The following is a 20,511-nucleotide window of genomic DNA, read 5'->3' as shown; positions in this document are numbered from 1 at the left end:
GTGGGACCGCGCTTCGCCACCATCGACGTCGGCACGAACTCGGTGCTCCTCCTCGTGGCGGAGCGCGCGCCCGACGGCTCCTTCCGAGCGGTCGACGAGCGGATGGAGATCACGCGCCTCGGCAAGGGCGTCGACAGGACTCGCGTCCTCGACCCGGCCTCCGTCGACGCGACGGTGGAAGCCATCCGCACCTTCGCCGAGGCCGCACGCGCCGCGGGCGCGGCGAAGCTCGTCGTGACCGCCACCAGCGCGGCCCGCGACGCCACCAACGGCGAGGCCTTCTTCGAGAAGGCCGAGGCCGCGTGCGGCGTCCGCCCCGAGGTGCTCTCCGGCGACCTCGAGGCGGCGCTCTCCTACGCGTCGGCGCGTCACGACTTCGGCTCTGCCGCAGGTTCCCTCGCCGTCGTGGACATCGGCGGCGGCTCAACCGAGCTCGTCTACGGCAGCGGCAGCGAGGTCTCCTTCCGCCGCTCCTTCGACGTGGGCGCCGTGCGCCTCACCGAGCGCTGGCTCCGGGCCGATCCGCCCTCCCCCTCCGAGCTCGCCGCCCTGCGCGAGGATCTGACCCGTACCCTCGCCGCCGCTCCGCCCCCGCCGGCGGACTCGGCCCTGGTCGGCATCGCCGGCACCGTCACCACCCTCTGCGCGCTCCACCTCGGCCTCTCGGCCTACGACGGCCGCCTCGTCCACGGTCAGCGCCTGCGCGCCGTCGACGTCCGCGCCCTCGCCGATCGCCTCGGCCGCCTCCCCCTCGCCGAGCGCAAGGCCCTCCCCGGCCTCCCCCCAAGCGCGCCGACGTGATCGTCGCCGGCGCCGAGATCCTCGCCGGCCTCATGGAGCACCTCGGCTTCGCGGAGCTGATCGTCAGCGACCGCGGCGTGCGCTGGGGCCTCCTCTACGACCGCTTCGGCGCCGCGTGATCGATCTGGGCGGTGGCTCGGGGGCGCGTTAGGGTTACGGGACCTTGAATCCGACTTCTCCTCCCGCAGGCGCCCCGATGGCGCGTGGCGCGTACGCCGCGCTCCTCGTCCTCTCGCTGATCAACCTGGTCAACTACCTCGACCGCTACGTGCTGGCGGGGATGCTGCCGCTCGTTCAGGACCACTTCGGCAAGGGTGACGCCGAGATGGGGATCGTGAGCTCGAGCTTCCTCGTCGTCTACGCGCTGGTCTCGCCGTTCACCGGCGTGCTGGGCGACCGGATCCCGCGCAAGTGGCTGGTCGGCGGCGGCGTGGTGCTCTGGTCGGCCGCGACGGTGTGGAGCGGCATGGCGCGCAGCTTCGAGGAGCTGCTCGTCGCCAGGAGCTTCATCGGCATCGGCGAAGCCGGCTACGCCGCTGTGGCGCCGAGCCTGATCTCCGACCTCTTCGAGGAGAAGCGCCGCGGCCGGATGCTCTCCCTCTTCTACGCCGCCCTCCCGGTGGGATCCGCCCTCGGCTTCACCCTCGGCGGCATGGTGGGCAGCGCCTACGGCTGGCGTTCCGCATTCTTCGTGGCGGGCGCCCCAGGCGCGCTCCTGGGCGTGGCGGCGCTGCTCATGCGCGAGCCGGTCCGGGGCGCGATGGATCCGCCCGACGCCAGAGCGATCGTCGCGCCCACCGTCCGCACGATCCTCCGGACCCTCGCGACGACGCGAAGCTACGTCGTGAACACCGCCGGTTACACCGCCGCCACCTTCGCCATGGGCGGCCTCGCCGCGTGGTGGCCCACCTTCCTCTTCCGCGAGCGCGGCGTGCCCCTCGACCGCGCCGGCTTCGTCTTCGGCGCGCTCCTGGTGGTCGCAGGCTTCCTGGGCACCCTCGCCGGCGGCTGGCTCGGCGACCGGCTCAACCTCCGCCACCGGGGCGGCTACTTCCTCGCCGCGGGCTGGGGCCTCCTCCTCGCCGTGCCCTTCTCGCTGCTCGGGGCCATCTCGCCCGACCCCGCGATCTACTGGGCGGCCACCTTCGCGGCGCTCTTCTTCCTCTTCTTCAACACCGGCCCCCTCAACGCCGTGCTGGTCAACGTGGTCCCCGCGTCGATGCGCGCCTCCGCCGTCGCGATCAACGTGCTCGTGATCCACATGCTCGGGGACGCGATCTCGCCCTGGCTCATCGGCCAGGTGAGCGACGCATCGAGCCTCGGCAGCGCCGTACGGCTCAACTGCGCGATGATCGCGGTCGCGGGCGTAATCCTCGTCGCAGGCGCTCCGGTCCTCCGACGCCAGATGGACGGCGCACCCACGGTGCCGGCGCCTTAGACGCAGGGTCCAGAGTGACGTCCCGAGGCCTTCGGCTCAGAACAGCCCGATGCTGAAGTGGAGCGCGAACGGCGCCTCGGAGAGCACGGGATCCGGATCGAGGTTGATGCCGAGGTCGAGGGCGACGGGGCCGACCGGGGTGGCGTAGCGAAGACCCGCGCCCACGGCGGAGCGGAGCCGCGCGAGGTCGGCCAGGGCGGGATCGGACCAGAGGTTGCCCGCGTCGACGAAGAGGCCGCCCATCAGGTTGCCCTGGATCGGGAAGCGCAGCTCGGCGCGCCCGAGGACGAAGAGCTCGCCGCCGGTGGACGGCACGTCGCGGCCCTCCTGCAGGAAGCGGGCGGCCTGAGAGCAGCCGGCGCTGAATGCGAGCGCCTGGCAGTCGGCAATCTCCTTGCGCAGCGCCGCCCGCAGGTCCTCGGGCACCACGGCGTCCTCCGCGAAGCCCCGAATCGTGCTGGCGCCGCCAAGGTAGAAGCGCTTGGGCGCGATGGTCGTCGAGGAGGACTGGAGCGGGAAGACCCGGCCGCCACTGGCGGAGAGCGCGAGGCTCGTCCGTCCCGCGATCGGGATGTAGCCGGTGAAGGTGCCCCAGACCTTCGCGAAGTCCACGGTGGTGTCGCCGCCCAGGTTCCGGGCGAAGTCGGCCTCGACCTTCGCGAAGACGCCGGAGCGCGGCGAGACCGGATCGTCCTGGAGGTTGAACACCAGGCCCGGGCGCACAGACCCCAGGAGCGTGTTGCCGTTCGGGAAGCGGAGGCGCTGCAGGTCGGCGCGGGAGAGGCTGGTGTAGAGGTCGTCGATCTGCGGCGATCGCTCGATCCAGTTCGACTCCACCTCGTAGAGGAGCGAGGCCTTGGCGCGCCGCGAGAACGGCCAGTCGAGGCCGGACACCACCGCGTAGCGGGTCACGCCGTAGGCGGGGCGGATGTCCCTCTCGTGGATCAGGTCGAGCCGGGCGCCCAGCTCGAACGGGAGGCCGTAGATCCGCGGATAGCCGAGGCCGAGGTCCACGAAGCGCTCGATCCCCTGGTCCGCGGGCATCTCCAGCACCTCGTCGCGGAACACCTGGTAGTTCACGCGGCCCCGCAGCGAGAGCAGGAGGTTGCGCCCGAAGACGTTGCGCTGGGTGTACTCGGCGAAGGCGCGAGGCCCGTCGGCGATCGAGAGCCCGCCGCCGACCTCGAGGGCCTTCGAAGGCCGCTCCCGGACCTCCACGACCATGTCCTTCACCGTCTCGGCCACCTCGGGATCGAGGGGCCTCACCGTCACGGTGCGGAAGAGGCCGAGGCGCATGAGCTGCTGCTGGCTGCGCACGATCTGATCGCTGCCCAGCACCTCGCCCTCGCGCAGCTCCAGCGCGTCGTCGAAGACCACCCGGCTGGTGCGCGCGTTCCCCTGCACGAGGATCCGGCCGACCCGGACCTGGGGCCCCTCCCTCACGTAGAAGAGCACCCGAGCCGCGGTGGGATCCTCGGGCGGCCGCACGAGCTCGGTCTCCACCGACGCGTAGAGGTAGCCGAGCTTGCCGTAGGCGGCGCGGACGGCGACCCGATGCGCCTGCAGCTCGCGCTCGGAGACCGGGTGGCCGATGGCGACCGCGTTCGAGGGAACGAGGGCCGCGGCGTCGACGGCGGCGGCTCCCGGATAGTCAACCTCGCGGATCCGCGTGCGCTTTCCCTCGCGGATGCGGACCTCCACCCGGGCGAGCCGGCGCGCCTCCTCGATCGAGACCGCCGGTTTGTCGATCTGGACGTCCAGGAAGCCGTCGTCGCGGTATTTCGCGAGGAGCTCGTCGATCACCTGCGCGTACAGCTCGTCGTCGTAGACCAGGAGCGGCTCGACGCCGCTCCCCGTGCCGTGCCGCACCGTCCCGGTTGCGCGATCGAGCTCCCCGCGCTCGAGGGGCGTGAGCAGGCCCTTCGACTCCAGCGACGCCGCGAGCGTCTCCTCCACCAGCGAGCGTAGCGCCTCGTCCGGATAGGCCTTGTTCCCCTTAAACACGAGATCGGAGACGAGGAGCGGGCGCCCCTCCCTCACGTGGAAGGTGAGCCTGGCGGTCCTGCGATCCGCGGATGCACGCTCGGTGGGCGTGACTCTCACATCGAAATAGCCGGCGCGGCGATACACCCGCTCCAGGCGGCCCGCGAGCTCCGAGACCATCGCGTCGTCGAGGAAGGTGTCGCCGTCGTAGGCGAGGTAGCCGCGCAGGCGGTTCGAGTCCCACGCGTGGTTGCCGCGGATCAGGAGCTCGATCTTCGGTCCCGCCGCGACCTCGACCTCCACCTCGGCCAGCTCGTCGCCCTGGGGGACGATCCGGGGCTGCCCCACCCGGGCCCGGTAGTAACCCGCCTGCCTGTAGCGGGCGCGCAAGGCGTCGAGCTCGGCGTCGAGCCGCGCGCGGTCGAGGATCTGCCCGGCCTCGAGCGTGATCGCGCTCTGCCAGAGGGCGGCGTCTCCCGGTTCGCCGACGAGCTTCAGCCGCACGAGCTTCGTCGGGTTGCCCTCGTCGACGTTGAGCCTGACCTCTACGCCTTCCCCCGAGGGGATCGCCCGGGCCCGGACCTGGGCCCGCTCGAAGCCCGCCTTGGCGAGGGCGGCGCGGATCCCGGCGGCGGCGGTCTCCAGCCGGTCCTCGGAGTGCTCGATGCCGACGGTCAGGGTCGACGCGCGGCGAAGGGCGTCGGGATCCGCGCGGGTCACGCCGAGGAGCAGGATCGAGGAGATCGAGCGCTTCGGCTCGAGGATGATCACCAGCCGCACCTCCGAAGCGGAGACCTCGGTGGTGAAGGCGGTCACGTTGCCGAAGCGGCCGGTCTCGAAGAGTCGCTGGAGGCTGCGGCGGAGGGCGCGCCTCGAGAGAGGATCGCCCGCCTCCACCGTGAGCAAGGGCTCGAGATCCGAGGGATCCTCGACGCCGCGGATCTCCACCTCGCGGACGATCGGGGCGTCGGACGGAGGCTCCTCTCCGAGCGGCACCGCGACGGCGGCGACGGCGGCGACGGCACCAGGCTCGTCGGGCGCGCCCGCCAGCTCCGATGCGAGGGCCGCGAGAGGTGACCACGCGGCGAGCACCGCCATGAGAGCAAACGACGCTCTCACTCCCACTCCCACCGGAGCTTCAGGTCGAGGCCGAGGTCACCGGACGAGTAGCCGATCACCTCGTTCTGCCAGACGAGCTGGGTCGAGAGCTTGTCGCTGACCGTGACCTCGGCGGACGCGCGACGCCCCCGGCTCGTGGAGAACGGCGCCGCGGCCTTGAGCTTGAGGCGCTCGGACAGGACCTTGGCCTCGAAGACGGCGAAGGGCTCCATCTGTCCGGTGAGCTCGGAGTACTGGCTGGTCACGGAGAGGTCGGGATCCATCAGGAGCGGGGTCTGGGGGAGGAGCTTCTTCACGTGCTCGTCGAGACCCGATACCACCATCAGCGCCTCAGCGGCCAAGCCTCCTAGGCCGGCGTTTCCTCCCTTGTCGAGATCCCAGGAGGTGATCCCGAAGGTGAGGAGCGTGACGATGTCGGACTGGGCGAGCATCGGCTCCGATCGCAGGTCGAGCTGGTAGCCCATGCCGCCGGCCCCGTCGTCGAGGCGCCCGTAGGCGTGCGCAGCCACCCGGTAGTCGCGCACCTGGGTCTCCGCCGTGAGGTCGAAGGTCGGGTCGATCCGATCCCGCTCCGCGAAGTCGACCATCCCGTGGGTGATCCGATACGTGTTGCCGCGGAAGAAGGCGGTGGCGTCGACGACCTCCACCGAGCCCAGGAGCCCGATCCGGACGTTGCTGCCCACCAGCTTCAGCCGACCCGCCCGACCGCCGGGCGAGGCCACGAACTGCAGCCGCGCCTTTACGAGGCTGTTGTCGACCCGCATGTCCCGCCCGCCCACGAGGTCGAGGTCGAAGCGGATCCGCTCCGGCTCCTCCGAGGTCGCGGCGGCGTGGAACTTCTTCCGGAAGTCGAGGATCGCCTTCTCGAGGTCGAGCTCCTTCGCGTAGCGGAGGCGATCGACCGTGACCTCGCCCGAGAGCAGGAGCTTGTCGGGCCAGGTGCCGCCGATCGCGACCCTGCCCGAGACGGTGGCGGGCCAATCGTCGGGCTTGCGCCAGCTCATCTGGCTGCCGTCGAGCACGAGATCGAATCGATCCGGCGCCCAGTTCCGCAGCGACATCGTTCCGCGGAGCTCGCCGGAGCCGCCATTGAGGACCAGGCGTCCGTCCTCCACGACCACCTGGTTCTGCGAGAAGGCGATCTTGCTCTGGAGCCGCTCGACCACGATCGGGAGCGCCTTCACGCGGAAGGCGCCGTCTCGGACCTGCGCCGATCCCACGAGGATCGGCCGCTCGCCGTCGCCGAGGATCGAGGCCTTGAGGTCGATCACGCCGGCGGCGTGCTCGATCTGCGGGAGCAGCTTCTCCACCAGGCGGGCGTCGAACGAGCCCTGGGCCTGGAAGTCGAGGGCGCCCGTCCGGGAGCGGACGCCGTGGAGCGAGAGCCGGGTGTTGGGGCCGCGCAGCTCGATCCCTTCGAGCGAGAACGAGGTCCCGGCATAGGTGAGGTTCACCGGCCCGGTGCTCGCGGCCTTGAAGTCGCCGGAGACGAGGGAGACCTCGCTCAAGCGGGCGCCGCCGGACGCCGCGCCGATCGCGGAGAGGGTTCCCACCGAGGTGACCGTGCCGCGCACCGCTCCTCCGAGGCCCATGTCCTTGGGGAGGAAGCGCGAGAGGTCCGCGACGTCGAGGTCGAAGTTGGCGTCGAAGGGGAGCCCCTCCGACATGCGGACCGCGGCGGAGAGGAAGCCCGCCTTCGCCAGCGCGCCCCGGACGATCACCTCGTTCCCCTGCGTCTCCAGGGAGAGCTTGGTGGACGATAGTTTCACTCCATGTGACGAGAGCTGCCGGCCGGAGATCTCGCCCGATACGGTGAGCGCGTCGGTGGTGCCACCGAACCGGACGCTGCCGCCCACCTTTCCCGCGAGATCCGCCCAAACCCCGAAGTCTCCGAGGAGGTCGCGGATCGGAAGATCCTTCGCGTCGAGCTCCGCCTCGACCTGGGGCGCCTTGCCGTTCGCGAAGCGGATCTCGCCGCCGCCCTCGGCGATCCCTTCACCGCGGGTGAGACGAACCTCCTCGAAACCCAGCGACGAGAGGTTCTGGAGCACCACCGTGGCGCGAAGCTCGTCGAAGGGCCGGTCCAGGAAGCGAGCGTCCCTCGCCTCGATCCGGGCGCGGCCGGAGGCGCTCGTGATCGGGCCGCTCACGCGGGCCGTCACCGACCTCACCTTGCCGTCGAGGTTGTCGCGAAGCCACGCCATCGGCGTGGTCATCCCCGCCGTAGCGGCGAAGACGTCGCCGAGGCTGCCTCCCTCGCGGAGCGCGATCCTCGCGTCGATCGTCGGCTCGGCGCCGAGGACGAGCTTCACCCCCGCCTCGTAGGCGGTCCCCCCGGCGACCCCGTTGAGCGATTCGAAGTCCAGCGTGTGCCTGCCGGGGTACGAGACCACGCGGGAGCGGACGGCGCCGAGCTCCGCGGCGAAGAAGCGCGCGGCGGCCAGGTCGAGATCCCCCTCGATCCGGGGATCCGCGTAGGGGCCGTCGACGACCGCCGAGAGCGAGCCGACCCCCGCGACTGGGAGTCCGGCGACGTGGGAGGCCACGTGGGCGAGGTCGAAGTGCGGGGCGCGGGCACGGATCGTGAGGCCGCGTTCCTCGTTGAAACCCAGGCGCGCAGACATCTCGAGCTCGGTCCCCGGGCCGAAGGACAGCCGCGCCGGATCGAGGAAGATGTCGGTCGCGGTGACGCGCGTCCGGGTCTGAAGCGTCGCCTTCCCCGGGATCTCCACGACCCGCGTGCCGCCCTCGGCGTGCCAGGGCACGTTGCGCACGTGGAACCCACGCAGCTCCAGGTAGCTCTGGCCCTCGAGCACGAAGCCGCCGGCGAGGTGGCCGCCCAGCCGGTGGGTCGAGTCCACGGTCATCAGCACCGGCGTGTTCTGGACGTGGAGGTGGGTCAGCAGCCGCTGGAACTCGAGGGATTCGGTGCGAACCTCCACCTGCACCGGCAGGTCACCCTCGAGCTGCAGCTCGGCCGTGATCCGCGCGCGCCCGTCGCCGACCGGCCAGACGAGCTCGTCCACCCGGAGCAGCTTTCCCTTCACGCCGAGGTCCACGTCCAGATCGCCGAAGGCGTAGCCGTGGAAATCGAAGCTGCGCAGCGAGACCTTCGCCGTCGTCTCCGGCTCCGCCGCGGGGCCGGTGAGGGTCGCGGTCGCCTCCAGCCGGCCCGACAGGTCGCTCATCGAGACCAGCGGTGCGGCTTGCTCGAGGGTCGCCTTCACTCCGAGCGTGAGATCCAGGATCGGCGTACAGAGGTCGCGGATCTCCCCTCTTGCCGACAGCTCCAGCCCGGGCGCAGCAGCGTGGAGCTCGTCGACCGCGAGCCTGCCCCTGCGCGGCTCCAGGGAGACGGCAGCCGAGAAGGCGTCGAGGGGGATCGAGAGGCCTCCATCCTCCCGGTAGCGCGCCTTCGATACCGCGAGTGTCGCGTGGTAGCTCTCCGGCCGCCTCTCCAAGTCGACGTTGGGGAGGATCCCGGGCCCGCGCCTCTTCACGGCGAGGGTGAGGCCTTCGACCTCCACGGCCTTCGACCCGCCGTCCAGCAAGAGGCGAGCACGGGCGTCGCGCACCGAGAGCGAGCCGACCTTCACGTGATCGAAGAACGAGAGGCAGGAGGCGGAAGGGCCTTCACCGCTGCCTCCGTCTCCAGGGGGGAGCGTCCAGGTCAGCACCGGCTCGTCGATCTCCAGCGAGCGTACGAAGAGCGCGCCCGAGGATCCCAGCGGCGAGAGCTCCACCGCCAGTCGCCGCACCGAGACCTCCGGTCTCTCCTTCCCGCCGAAGCGGACATTCCGGGCCTCGAAGCGCATGCCCACCGGATCGATCTCGCAGCGCTCGATGGAGAGCGGCTCGCCCAGCAGGCGGGAGATCACCGTCTCACCCCTGGAGCAGAGCTCGTTCGCAGCCCACTTCGTGCGCAGGACCAGCACGACCGCGGTGGCGATCCCGCATACGAACAACACGAAGCGGAGGGCCCAGCGTCGCTTCAACGAGATTGGACGGGCAGCAGGCGCACGCGCCTAGCCCAGCCCCTCCTGGTAGTGTCCACGCCGGGACGGAATGGCCCCTCCGACTCTCTCGATCGCTTCCGCCACGTCGCGGTAGCCGGGATCGATCCGAGCCACCCGCTGGAAGTTCGCCCGGGCCTCGTCGAGGTTCCCAAGCGCTTCGTTCGACAGGGCGATCTCGTAGTGGAGGGCCATCGCGGTGTCGGCGGTCGCGGCCGCCGCCCCAAGACCCTCGAGGAACGCGGCGATCGCCGCTTCGTGGTTGCCGAGCAGGGCCTCGCAGATGCCCCGCATGGTCAGGCACTCGATCTCGCGCTTCTGGCCGACGCAGCCCTGCCGAGCGATGTCGAACTCCGAGATCGCGTCCTGCAGCAGCTCCATCTCCTTGTAGGCGATGCCGAGGTTGTAGTGGGTGTCGGTATCCTCGGCCTTGACCGTACGTGAGACGCCCTTCTTGAACTCGGCGAGGACGTCGTCCACCGAGTACTGGAAGTCCTTGGACGAGTCCGGGGCCTTGGCCTCGTCCTTCCACTCGTCGGCGAGCTCGGCCGTGAGATCGCCGGCGAAGTCGAAGTGATCGGAGAGACCGAAGCCGTCGTCGTGGCTCGAGGCTCCGGCAGCGGCCGGCGGCGGTGCCTCGGGCTCGCGCACGGAGGCGAGCGCTGGCGGGGGCGCGACCTCGGTGACCGAGGGCTCGCTGGGCGCGAGGGCCCCGGCGGGAGCCGTAGCGGGCGCGAGCTCGCTCGACGGGAAGTCCTCCTCCACCGCCGTCGACTCGAAGGGATCCGGCGGGAGCCCGCCTTCCGACTCGGCCTCGAAGTCCCCGGCCGGCATCTCGACCCGCGTCGCGGCGAAAGGAGGCTCGAAGACCGCAGAGGGAGCCTCGACTCGCGTCGCTGCGTAGGCGTGCGAGAAGTCCCGAGCGCGACCCTCGACCCGCGTCGCAGCATAGTCGAAGCCCCCGGCCGGGATCTCGACCCGCGTCGCGGCGAAGGGGGCGTCGAAGCCGCCTGCCGTCTCGAGGGGATCGACCGTCTCCGGAACGTCGACGTCGACCGCCAGGAGGGCGTCGTCGTCCTCCGCGTCCTCGGTCGGCGGATCGACATCGAGACCGAGAGAGAGCCGTCGCTCCTCCTCGACGCCGTCGGCGACCATCGACAGGAGCTCGTCGTCGTTCGCCGCGAGCGGCTCGGCTGCAGCCAGAGCCTCGTCGGCCCCACCCCAGCTCTCCTCGACGACCTCGTCCTCCGATTCGTCGCCGGCGATCAGCAAGAGCTCTTCGTCATCGGCGGCGCCGTCGCTCGACGCCAGCCCGAAGATCTCCTCGTCCCCTTCCGGGACCAGCAGCGCCTCGTCGTCGAGAGCGTCCGGCGCGACGAAGAGGTCCTCGTCCTCGACGCCGTCCGGCAAGAGCAGGAGCTCGTCGTCTCCCTCGGCCTCGACGAAGTCCTCCGCCTCCTCCACGGGAACGGCGGCGATCGGCGACGCGACCCCGGGCGTGGCGCCGAAGTCGCCGAGCTCGAGGACCACCGAGGCCTCCGCCGGCGCCGAGGCCGCGGGTGCACCGGAGGAATAGAGCGATACCAGCTCGTCCAGCTCCGGGTCGTCCGGCAGGGCGTCGATCAGCCGATGGAGGCAGTTCCGACCGCGCTCGAGCTCGCCCCGCTCGGCGCAGAGCCGCACCACCGCGACCATCGAATCGCGACGCGCTCCTGCGTCGCCCGTGAGGGCATGGACCTGGATCGCGCGCTCGTGGACGTCGATCGAGGTTGGATCCGACGCCAGGAGCGTCCGAAGATGGGCGACGGCTTTGTCGCGGAGCCCGTACTTCAGGTAGACGTCGAGCTCGGCGAGCAGCTTGGACTGCGGGCCGGCGCTGAGAGCGCTCACCGCGGAAGGCCCGGGGGTCCGCGGCCGGGCGGCTGCCGGCGGCAGGACGACCGTCGGCGTAGGCTGCGGCGAGGGCGCGCTCGGCCCGCGAGAAAGCGTGGGGGGCGACGGCACGCCCGGCGTGCGGAGTGGCCCGGACGACACCCCGGCGCTCGGCCCGCGAGAGAGCGTAGGCGGCGGCACGCCCGGCGTGCGGAGTGGCCCGGACGACACCGCCGCGCTCGGCCCCCGAGAAAGGGAGGGCGGCGAGGGCGCGCCCGGCGTGCGGAACGGCCCAGACGACAGCGCCGCGCTCGGCGCGCCGAAAGGCGCCTGCGCAGGAGCCGGGGCTCCGGGGGCCGCTCTCGCTCCGCCGTGTGCCACCGCAGCGAGGGCGTCCGGATCCGCCGGCGCGAGCTCGAGGATCTTCAACCAGGTGGCGCCCGCCTCGCCGACCCGCCCGGTCTCCTGAAGAACCCGAGCGAGCTCCTTGTAGGCGGAGACGCCCTTCGTCTTCTGTCCGAGATCGACGAACGCACGCGCCAGCAGTCCTAGCGTCGTCGGATCCTTCGGGTCCGCGCGGAAGTTCACCTGCAGGCGGGCGAGCGCCCGGTTGGGATCCCGCCGCGCGAGGAACATCCCGCGAGCTCGCGGGAGAGCGCGAGATCCTCGGGAGCGAGCGTCGCCACCCGCTCCGCCACCCGAAGATAGTCGTCCAGCCGGTTGTGGGACTTGAGGTGCTCCGCCGCGAGCCGAAGCTCACGCAGCCCGTCCTCCGTCTTCCCCTGCTGCGCGAAGAGCTCCCCCAGCTTGATCCGCGAGCCGACGTTCTCCGGATCGAGGTCCACCATCCGGCGAAGGGTCTCGAGCGCCACCTCCGGCTGCCCGCCCCGCTCCTGGTGGTTCGCCACCTGCTGGAGCTGGGTCATCGCGTCGGTCATCAGCCCGAGCTGCTGGTAGAGCTCCGCGAGCTGCAGGTTCACGTCGATCCGCGACGGATCCAGCTTCACGATCTGCTTGTAGACGGCGACGGCCTTCAGGAAGAAGCCGTCGGAGGCGTAGCTCTTCGCCGCATCCAGCAGCGTCCGCGCGGCCTCGACGTTCTCACCCTTCTTCTGCTGCAGCTCCCCGATCTTCAGCAGGATGCGGACGTCCTTCGGGTCCGCCTTCCGGACCTTCTCGTACTCCGCGATGGCCTTGTCGAGCTGCCCCTTCTGGACGAGCTTCGTCGCTGCCTGGATGACCTTGTTCTTGTCCATGCGCGGGCTCGGTCCGTCCTGCCAGCTCCCTCTTGCGCACCCCGTCTCCGGCGGCGCCGGGGCCAGGGCGTCCCGGGGCCAAAATCGCCTGCCGTTTCAACGAGTTGGGCATCCCCTCGGGGACGGCGAGGAACCGAGCCTAGGCGATGGCTCTGGCAGGGTCAAGAAACGCGTTGAGGGCCGAACGCCCCGAAAACCGCCCGACCCCCACTTCACCACCGCCCGAGATTCCCTCGTTACCGCCGAGCCCGTCGGGCGTCGCCTCGGGAGCCCGAGACGACGGAATCCCTACGGCATCCGCTCGATGGCGCGCTGGGTCGCGGCCGTCTGGATCTTCTCCACGATCCGCGTGTCGTAGTTGCCCTCGAGGAAGTCCGGCCAGGCGAGCACCTGCTTGTGGAAGGCGGCGTTCGTCTTGATGCCTTCGACCACCAGCTCGTCCAGCGCGCGGCGGCCCCGGGCGATCGCCTCCTGCCGATCCTTGCCGAAGCAGATCAGCTTCGCGATCAGGGAGTCGTAGTAGGGCTGGACCTTGTACTGCTCGTAGGCGAGGGAGTCGAAGCGGACCCCGAACCCGCCCGGCGCGTGGAAGCCGGTGATCCGTCCGGGCGACGGAGCGAAGGAGATCGGATCCTCCGCGTTGATGCGGAACTCGATCGCGTGGCCGCTGAGCTGGATGTCCTCCTGCTTGCGGCCCAGCTTCTCGCCGGCGGCCAGGCGGATCTGCTCCTTGAGCAGATCGATCCCGGTCACCTGCTCCGTCACCGGGTGCTCCACCTGGATGCGGGTGTTCATCTCCATGAAGAAGAAGTCACCGTTCTCGTCCAGCAGGAACTCGATGGTGCCGACGTTGTTGTAGCCGATCTTCTTCATCGCCCCGAGGGCGACCTTGCCCATCTTCTCGCGAAGCTTGGGCGTGAGCGCCGGCGAGGTGGCCTCCTCGATCAGCTTCTGGTGGCGACGCTGCACCGAGCACTCGCGCTCGCCGAAGTGCACGACGTTGCCGTGCTCGTCCGCGACGATCTGCATCTCGATGTGGCGCGGCTTCTCGATGTACCGCTCGATGTACATCGAGCCGTCGCCGAAGGCCGCCACGGCCTCCGCGCTCGCGGTGTTGAAGGCCTGCGCCACCGCTTCCGGCGTCCGGACGATCTTCATCCCGCGGCCGCCGCCACCGGCAGCGGCCTTGAGGATCACCGGGAAGCCGATCTTGCGGGCCATCGCTTCGGCTTCCTGGCCGTCGCGCAGCGCCGTCTTGCTGCCGGGGAGCAGCGGGAGCCCCGCCGCCGCGGCCGCCTCACGGGCTCGGACCTTGTTGCCCATCAGCCGGATGACCTCCGGCCGAGGACCGATCCAGGTGATGCCGCACGACTGCGTCACCTCGGCGAACTCCGCGTTCTCCGAGAGGAAGCCGTACCCTGGGTGAATGGCGTCCGCACCCGTGATCTCGGCGGCCGAGAGCACGGACGGAACGTTCAGGTAGCTCTCCTTCGAGGAGGGCGGCCCGATGCAGATCGCCTCGTCGGCGAAGCGGACGTGGAGCGCCTCGGCGTCGGCGGTCGAATGCACCGCCACCGTCTCGATGCCCATTTCCTTGCACGCGCGAATCACCCGCAGGGCGATCTCGCCGCGGTTCGCGATCAGGATCTTCTTGAACACGGGGCGCTCTCTTGTCAGGCCGGCTCGATGCGGAACAGCGGCTCGCCGAACTCCACCGGCTGGCCGTTCTGCACGAAGATCTCGGCCACCTTTCCGGCGACCTCGGCCTCGATCTCGTTCATGAGCTTCATCGCTTCGACGATGCAGAGGGTCTGGCCCTTGCGCACCATCTGTCCTGCCTCGGCGAAGTCCGGCGCGTCGGGCGAAGGCGCACGGTAGAACGTGCCGACGAAGGGCGAGGTCACCACCACACCGGGGGCAGCGGCGGCGGCCTTCGCGGCCTCGGCGCCCTGCGCGCCCATCGGAACGGTGGCGAGGGCCATCGGCGCAGCCGGGGGAGGCGTCGGCTGCGCGTGGACCATGGGAGCCACGGAGGTGTAGACGGGCTCGTGGCCGCGGCGAATCTTGAGTCGCTCCTCGCCGTTTCGGTAGTCGAACTTCGTGACTTCCGTTCCCTCGAGTGCCTCGATGATCGCCTTGATCTTTTCGACGTCCAATTGATCCTCCCGGTTCGGGAAGGGCCCCTTCCGTCGCAGGTCGTGAACCTGACCCTCGTAGAGAAAGAGGGGCCGTAGGCCGCGCATTCTACGGAGCGGCCCGACCGAAGCCAGCCATTTGTCGACGTCCGAGGTAGATTTCCAAAAGACGCAATGCGTCGAAAACCTCGGCAGCGCTTGCGCCCGGCTCGTTGCGCGCGCTTCCCCGGTGAAAGGTGACTGGTGCCAAACGCATCCGTTTGACATCAGCCACCTGGTCGCCCGGGCTCGACGGAGCTCGAAACTCTCAGGCGACGACGCGCGTCAGGTACTCGCCAGAGCGGGTATCGACCTTGATGACGTCGCCCTCGTTGATGAAGAGGGGCACGTTCACCACGTAGCCCGTCTCCAGCTCGGCGGGCTTCAGGGCGCCGGACACCGTGTCGCCGCGCACGCCCGGATCGCACTTGGTGATCTTCAGCTCCATCGTGTTCGGCACCGTCACGCCGATGGCCTTGCCACGATAGAAGAGGATCTGGACGTCGATGTTCTCCTTCATGAAGTTCTTCGCGTCGCCCAGCCCCTCCTCCGGGACGAAGGTCTGCTCGTACGACTTCTGATCCATGAAGTGGTAGTCCGTGCCCTCCTTGTAGAGGAACTGCATCGTGCGCTCCTCGATGTCGGGGCGGAGGAACTTGTCGCCGGAGCGGAAGTTCTTCTCGAGGACCTGCCCGGTGATCATGGACCGGTACTTCGTGCGGACGAAGGCGGCACCCTTGCCCGGCTTCACGTGCTGGAACTCGACGATCTCGTAGGGGTGATCGTCGATCTCGAACTTGAGACCGTTCCGGAACGCGCTCGTATCGATGATGTCTGCCATCTCGCTTCAGTCCTTCGTTCGTTGCCGCGATCTCGTTCGCGGCGAACCGGGCCGCTGCTGGAGAGCGCGACCGTGATGCGAGCTCCTAGAGCTCGTCCTTCAGCTTCGGCGCCTTCACGCGCAAGAGGTAGCGGCCCTTCCCGTAGTTCCCGGCCGGCGACATCGCCAGCACCAGGAAGAACTCGGAGTCGATCGGGCGCAGGTGGGTCGTCATCCGCTCCGTGCCGATCGTGAGCTCGGTGAGATCGCCGGCCTTGAGCAGCTCGGCGGCCTTGCGCACCTGGCCCAGGATGCCGGAGTACTCGATCATCAGCGTTTCGGCGTCGACGGCCTGGTTCGGTGCGGTCACGGTGTCGATCGCGATCCCGTCGAAGCCCATGACGCTCGCCGCGACGGCGCCGTCCACCTGGCAGATCTCTTCGAGGTGCTCCCGAAAGCCCATGGCCTCCCCTTTACCGCCCACTTACGCGGGGCGCGCAACGTACTGAACCGCCCGGCGCCGCGTCAAGCTGCAGCCGGGCCAGCCCTTCGATCAGTCGACATGGAAGGAGGACGGAAGCCCGGCCCCCTCCCTGCCATGAACACCCGTCCGCGATCAGGCGCCCGCGCCAGCGGAGCCACCCGCACCAGCGGAGCCACCCGAGCCAGCGGAGCCACCCGAGCCAGCGGAGCCTCCCGCACCAGCGGAGCCGCCAGCGCCAGGATCAGCCGGGGCGTCGACGCAGACGAACCCGTCCGGCTGCGCGGTGGCGAAGGCGCACGAGAGGTCGATCGCCCGTCCCTCGCAGGGAATGAAGCGGTCGTGGCTGAGCGCCAACGAGAAATCCAGGTCGTTGGACTCGATCTCGGTGCCGTCGAGGAGCGTGCCCTTCACACGGACCGCAAACCGGAGCGTCCGGATGCCGTCGACGAAGAGCTCCGGTCGGTCCGCGATCACCTGGGCCACCTCGGGAGCGATCACGGCCACCGGAATGCGCACCGCCTCGCCCGTATCGATCAAAAAGCCCGTGCCGATCTCGAAGGTCTCGGGAAGGAACTCGAAGGGGGTGGTTCGATCGAAGGTGACCAAGACCCGCGTCCCGCGGATCCGGTTCGAGTTGAGGCGCCCCTCTTCGATCGCCTCGTTCGATTCCAGGACGTTGACGAGATCCAGGAACATGTTGAAGGGCGCACGCTCCCGAACCGCGACCGCCACGTCAAAGAATCCGCTAGTGACCGCCAGCTTCCCGGCCACGCAGCCATCCTTGGTGGGGAGGACGGGGAAGAAGCCCGTGAGCAGCATCGGCGACACGACGTGGCTGGTGCACGCCGCGAACGATGCCAGGGAGGCGGCGCCGATCACGGCGGCCAACACGCTCCAGCGAAGTTTCCGGTTCATTCGCTTCTCCAAACTCGGGGGACTAGCCCCCGGCGACCACCGAGGCGTCGCGGTTCACGATCGTGGGGCTCACGAAGATGAGCAGCTCCGTACGATCGTCGGAATTGGTTCGGCTCTTGAAGAGCCAGCCCAAGATGGGGATGTCCCCGAAGAGCGGCACCTGCGCAACCTGCTCCGCCGTGCGCCGGGTGAAGATACCGCCGATGACGGTAGTATCGCCGTCCTTCACCAGCACCTCGGTCTCGGCCTCGCGCTTGGTGATCGAGGGCTGGCCGTTGGCGCCCGTGAGGTTTTCGCTGGGCTGGTTGTTCGAGGCCCGGATCTTCATCAGGATCGAGCCGTCCGAGGTCACGTGGGGCGTGACCTTCAGCTCGAGCTTCGCCTCGACGAAGACGGTATTCACGCCTGCGGCCGACACCTGCGAGAATGGGATCGATACGCCCTGCCCGATGACCGCCTCTTTGTTGTCTAGAGTGGTCACCTTCGGAGCGGAGACGGTCTTGAGCACGCCCTGGGTCTCCAGCGCCGTGAGGCGGAGGTTCAGGAGCGCCGCGCCACCCGCCGAGCCGAAGCTGAAGCCAACCGCGCCGCCGGCAGTGTCGGCCACTGCGGCGGGGAAGCTCACCGCCCAGTTCGGGGCACCGGGGATCGCGCCGCCTGCGCCAACCGCGCCCGGGATCGAGCCCGCGCCAGCCGCGTTGTTGGGGAACGCCAGGCCCGTCGAGTTGCCCGCAGCGGCGTTCGCCGTGAGATGGCCGCCCCACTGGATGCCGATGTCACGCTTGAAGTTCGATGAAGCCTCGACGATCCGGGCCGAGATCAGAACCTGCGGCGTCTGCGTGTCCAGGCTCCGGATCAGCGACTCCACCCGCGCCAGCGCATCGGGGATGTCCTTGACGATGAGGGTGTTCGTCCGCTGGTCCACCGTCACGGTGCCCCGCTTGGTGAGCAGGCTCTTGGTCTTGATCACCATGTCCTTGGCGAGGGCGTAGTTCACCGGGATGATCCGGACCTTGAGCGGCTGCGCGTCCTCGCGGGCGAGCTGGGCCTTCGCCACGAGCTCCTGCTCGTGCTGGATCTGCTGGAGCGGCGCGATCCGGATGATGTTCCCGGTGACCTCCTTGCCCAGGCCCTTCGTCTTCATGATCAGGTCGAGGGCCTGATCCCAGGGCACGTTGCGGAGGCGGATCGTGATGGTCCCCTTCACATCGTCGGCGACGACGATGTTGCGCTTGGAGACCTCGGCGATCACGCGGAGGAGGTTGTGGATGTCGATGTCCTTGAACTCGAAGCTCACCCGGCGGCCGGTGTAGGTCGGCTGCTTCCCGCCCCGGGGCGCCGCTCCACCGTCGGGAGCGACCCGGACCGTGCCAACGGCCTCGTCGAGGATCTCGCCTTCGGCCAGGTCCTCACCACGGAAGGTCCACGACAGGCGGTTCCCGTTGCGCTTCAGCTCGTCGGCGGCAGGCCGCGCCAGCGCGACCACCACGCGCACCGCGCCCTCCGACTCGTCCGCGAACGAAGACACGGTGCGGACCGGCCCCTCGAAGGCCGAGGTGTCGAGGGAGCGCACCAGGCGGGCGGGGAGCGTCGCGCCGGGGATGGTGAGCACCAGCGTGCTCGGATCGGGGCGGCTCACGTCATAGGCGCCGGCTCCAGATAGATCCACCTGGACCTGCTGCGAGGGGCCGTCGCCCTTGAACGCGACGTCGGTCACTCGAACCGCGGGCGCGGCAAGCCTCGCCTGAGCGGCACTCGGCACGGCTGGTGCCGCCGGAGCTTCCGCGAGCGCCACGGGAGCCTTCGCCGGGGCCGCGGGCGCTGCCGCCGTCGCGTCCATTCGCGCTTCGCCGGCGCCGGACGCCTTGGTCGGCGCCGAAGCCGCAGCGATGGAGCCGCCAACAGCCTTGCCGCTCTTGGCGACCAGGGCCTCGCCCATCACGATCGCCAGACCGGAGCCCGTGCGATCGATCCGATAGGCGGGCATCGACGCCGAGGCGGCATCGAAGACCACCCGGACCTTTCCGTCGTGGCCGCCGTAGCGGATCCCTGTGAGCTCACGACTGCCGACGTGCTTCGCCGCCTTCGGCCCACGGCTCACGCCCGGAAGATCGATCGCCAACCGCGGCGGATTCTCGAGCTCCAGGAGCTCGTACGTCCCCACCGCACCATCGGCGACGAGTTCCACGCGCGTTCCGTCCGCGCCGCTCGCGACCTTCGCGTCGACGATCCGGCGGGCAGGGTTCCGCACCTTCGCCTCGTCCACCCGCGCAGTCACCACGTTCGTGCCGGCGACAGGCTCACCCTCGCCTGCGCCAGCACCGGCGGAGAACCCCAGGGCGGCCGCCAACGCGATGGCACCTACGACCCTGTTGAAGACCTGGCTCATCCCTAAGCTCCCGTTCCAACCATCGATTCGCCCCGCCCCGAACCTAGAGGTCCTGCAAAGCGTCGTTTTCAGTCCTGCTAGTCCTGCGCCGAGAGATCGACGATCTCGATCTCCTTCTGCTGGCCCTTCGCCTTCAACGGCATCTCGGTCTTGGCCGGCAGCACCTGCCCCTGCGGGGTCCGGAGGAGCTCGGTGACGACGAGCCTGTCGCGCCGGATGTCGGTGACCTTGCCGCTTCGCTTCCCGACTGCCGTACCTCGGCGGACCAGGTGTCCGTTGCCCTGCGGATCCTCGACCATCGCCACCGGGCTCGCTTGCCCGGAGACGACTGCGACGACGCGGAGCTGGTCGAGCTCCCACGTACAGAGCGGTCCGCAGTTCGCCTCGACGATGCTCGTGTCCGACGGACGCTGGTCCTCGAGGAAGGAGCGGAAAGGATCCCGCTTTCCGATCGGCGAGTAGCTGTACTCGACGGCGACCTCGCCCTCGGGCTTCGCCTCCGCAGCCGGTTCCGGCTTCGCCGGTGCAACCTTGGGGGCCGATGGAGCCCGGGGAGCCGGGGCGCTCTCGCAACCCGCGGCGACGAGGGCCAGCGATGCCAGAAGAATCGAGGCGCGCATCAGTTCTTCCTCCCCTTCGCCGCCGGCTTCTTCTCGTTGGGCGCCGGCTCGCGGAAGCGGAAGGTGGTCGCGAGCAGATCCGCTTCCAGCACGATCTTCTCGTTCTTCTTCTTGGGGTTCACGAACTTGAGGTCGCTCACGTTGACGATCCGCTTGAGCTTGCCCACCGCATCCACGAAGACCGCGATCTCGTTGTAGTTGCCGGCGACCTTCATTCTCACCGGGAGCCGAGCGTAGAAGTCCTGCGGCACTTCTGCCTGGGGCTCGACCAGCGTGATCTCGAGGCCGCTCTTCACGCCCAGATCGTTGAGCTGGCGGAGGAGCTCGTCGATCGCCTTGTCGTTCGGGAGCTCGAGGAGAGCGGCCTGGAGCTGCTCCTCCAGGACCTCCTTCTGCCGGCGGAACTCGTTCAGGTTGTTCGCGATCTGCTGCTTGTCGATGAACTCGCCCTCGAGCTTCTGCCGCTGCGACTCCACCCGCGTGATCTGCTCCTCCGCCGGAGTGACGAAGGAGAAGTACGTGAGCGCGGTCACCGCCGCCACGACGGCGATCACCACCCCGATCTTGGTCGGCCACGGCGCCCGTACGACCTTTGCTGCGAGCTGCTCCATCCCCAGACCCCTTCTC

Annotated in this window: 15 protein-coding genes; 3 read left to right on the top strand and 12 right to left on the bottom strand. The window is 69.6% G+C overall.

The window, feature by feature from the left end; all coding sequences use genetic code 11:
* The 3 genes from AKJ08_RS03545 (at position 1) to AKJ08_RS03540 (ending at position 2,239) form a co-directional block, all read left to right on the top strand.
* The gene (locus AKJ08_RS03545) at positions 1 to 801 is read left to right on the top strand and encodes a Ppx/GppA phosphatase family protein (RefSeq protein WP_338062180.1); all 801 of its coding nucleotides are present in this window, start codon (positions 1 to 3) and stop codon (positions 799 to 801) included.
* A complete protein-coding gene (locus AKJ08_RS20735; RefSeq protein ID WP_338062179.1) occupies positions 798 to 920 on the top strand; it encodes a hypothetical protein in 123 nt (40 codons plus the stop codon). The genes AKJ08_RS03545 and AKJ08_RS20735 overlap by 4 nt, the downstream gene beginning before the upstream one ends.
* A 77-nt stretch (positions 921 to 997) precedes the next feature.
* Positions 998 to 2,239, top strand: coding sequence for a spinster family MFS transporter (locus AKJ08_RS03540; protein ID WP_050724797.1), 1,242 nt, complete (start codon positions 998 to 1,000; stop codon positions 2,237 to 2,239).
* Between the two features lie 36 nt (positions 2,240 to 2,275).
* Here the strand turns inward: AKJ08_RS03540 and AKJ08_RS03535 are convergent, their stop codons facing one another.
* From AKJ08_RS03535 to AKJ08_RS03480, 12 genes are all read right to left on the bottom strand, one after another.
* Complete coding sequence (locus tag AKJ08_RS03535; protein ID WP_157370448.1) at positions 2,276 to 5,341, bottom strand: BamA/OMP85 family outer membrane protein; 3,066 nt, start codon at positions 5,339 to 5,341, stop codon at positions 2,276 to 2,278.
* Positions 5,338 to 9,336, bottom strand: coding sequence for a translocation/assembly module TamB domain-containing protein (locus AKJ08_RS03530; RefSeq protein WP_050724795.1), 3,999 nt, complete (start codon positions 9,334 to 9,336; stop codon positions 5,338 to 5,340). The genes AKJ08_RS03535 and AKJ08_RS03530 overlap by 4 nt, the downstream gene beginning before the upstream one ends.
* Before the next feature lie 30 nt (positions 9,337 to 9,366).
* Positions 9,367 to 11,862: a tetratricopeptide repeat protein gene (locus AKJ08_RS03525; RefSeq protein ID WP_050724794.1), complete on the bottom strand. Its 2,496-nt coding sequence runs from the start codon at positions 11,860 to 11,862 to the stop codon at positions 9,367 to 9,369.
* Positions 11,811 to 12,482, bottom strand: a complete 672-nt coding sequence (locus AKJ08_RS03520) for a tetratricopeptide repeat protein (protein ID WP_050724793.1) — start codon at positions 12,480 to 12,482, stop codon at positions 11,811 to 11,813. Before AKJ08_RS03520 ends, AKJ08_RS03525 begins: the two co-directional genes overlap by 52 nt.
* 288 nt (positions 12,483 to 12,770) lie before the next feature.
* Positions 12,771 to 14,141: an acetyl-CoA carboxylase biotin carboxylase subunit gene (gene accC / locus AKJ08_RS03515; protein ID WP_050724792.1), complete on the bottom strand. Its 1,371-nt coding sequence runs from the start codon at positions 14,139 to 14,141 to the stop codon at positions 12,771 to 12,773.
* 14 nt (positions 14,142 to 14,155) lie between these two features.
* Positions 14,156 to 14,638, bottom strand: a complete 483-nt coding sequence (accB, locus tag AKJ08_RS03510) for an acetyl-CoA carboxylase biotin carboxyl carrier protein (RefSeq protein ID WP_050724791.1) — start codon at positions 14,636 to 14,638, stop codon at positions 14,156 to 14,158.
* A gap of 286 nt (positions 14,639 to 14,924) precedes the next feature.
* Positions 14,925 to 15,497 carry an elongation factor P gene (gene efp, locus AKJ08_RS03505; RefSeq protein ID WP_050724790.1) on the bottom strand — a complete coding sequence of 191 codons (573 nt, stop codon included), beginning with the start codon at positions 15,495 to 15,497 and terminating at the stop codon, positions 14,925 to 14,927.
* A gap of 85 nt (positions 15,498 to 15,582) precedes the next feature.
* Positions 15,583 to 15,939: a roadblock/LC7 domain-containing protein gene (locus AKJ08_RS03500; protein ID WP_050724789.1), complete on the bottom strand. Its 357-nt coding sequence runs from the start codon at positions 15,937 to 15,939 to the stop codon at positions 15,583 to 15,585.
* A 153-nt stretch (positions 15,940 to 16,092) separates the two neighbouring features.
* Positions 16,093 to 16,875: a hypothetical protein gene (locus AKJ08_RS03495; protein ID WP_050724788.1), complete on the bottom strand. Its 783-nt coding sequence runs from the start codon at positions 16,873 to 16,875 to the stop codon at positions 16,093 to 16,095.
* A 22-nt stretch (positions 16,876 to 16,897) separates the two neighbouring features.
* Positions 16,898 to 19,264 carry a type IV pilus secretin PilQ gene (locus tag AKJ08_RS03490; RefSeq protein ID WP_050724787.1) on the bottom strand — a complete coding sequence of 789 codons (2,367 nt, stop codon included), beginning with the start codon at positions 19,262 to 19,264 and terminating at the stop codon, positions 16,898 to 16,900.
* Between the two features lie 77 nt (positions 19,265 to 19,341).
* Positions 19,342 to 19,884: a pilus assembly protein PilP gene (locus AKJ08_RS03485; protein ID WP_050724786.1), complete on the bottom strand. Its 543-nt coding sequence runs from the start codon at positions 19,882 to 19,884 to the stop codon at positions 19,342 to 19,344.
* Positions 19,884 to 20,495 (bottom strand): type IV pilus inner membrane component PilO, encoded by a 612-nt coding sequence (locus AKJ08_RS03480; RefSeq protein WP_050724785.1) that lies wholly within the window; start codon positions 20,493 to 20,495, stop codon positions 19,884 to 19,886. Before AKJ08_RS03480 ends, AKJ08_RS03485 begins: the two co-directional genes overlap by 1 nt.
* Positions 20,496 to 20,511 lie beyond the last annotated feature (16 nt).

Source organism: Vulgatibacter incomptus, from assembly GCF_001263175.1.
In the GTDB taxonomy this organism is placed as follows: Bacteria; Myxococcota; Myxococcia; order Myxococcales; family Vulgatibacteraceae; genus Vulgatibacter; species Vulgatibacter incomptus.
This window is presented reverse-complemented; position numbering and strand designations above follow the sequence as displayed.

Coding starts and splice junctions, on each gene's coding strand:
- AKJ08_RS03540 (WP_050724797.1), top strand. CDS start 998: ATGGCGCGTGGCGCGTACGCCGCGCTCCTCGTCCTCTCGCTGATCAAC.
- AKJ08_RS03525 (WP_050724794.1), bottom strand. CDS start 11,862: ATGTTCCTCGCGCGGCGGGATCCCAACCGGGCGCTCGCCCGCCTGCAG.
- AKJ08_RS03520 (WP_050724793.1), bottom strand. CDS start 12,482: ATGGACAAGAACAAGGTCATCCAGGCAGCGACGAAGCTCGTCCAGAAG.
- efp (WP_050724790.1), bottom strand. CDS start 15,497: ATGGCAGACATCATCGATACGAGCGCGTTCCGGAACGGTCTCAAGTTC.
- AKJ08_RS03500 (WP_050724789.1), bottom strand. CDS start 15,939: ATGGGCTTTCGGGAGCACCTCGAAGAGATCTGCCAGGTGGACGGCGCC.
- AKJ08_RS03495 (WP_050724788.1), bottom strand. CDS start 16,875: ATGAACCGGAAACTTCGCTGGAGCGTGTTGGCCGCCGTGATCGGCGCC.
- AKJ08_RS03490 (WP_050724787.1), bottom strand. CDS start 19,264: ATGAGCCAGGTCTTCAACAGGGTCGTAGGTGCCATCGCGTTGGCGGCC.
- AKJ08_RS03485 (WP_050724786.1), bottom strand. CDS start 19,884: ATGCGCGCCTCGATTCTTCTGGCATCGCTGGCCCTCGTCGCCGCGGGT.
- AKJ08_RS03480 (WP_050724785.1), bottom strand. CDS start 20,495: ATGGAGCAGCTCGCAGCAAAGGTCGTACGGGCGCCGTGGCCGACCAAG.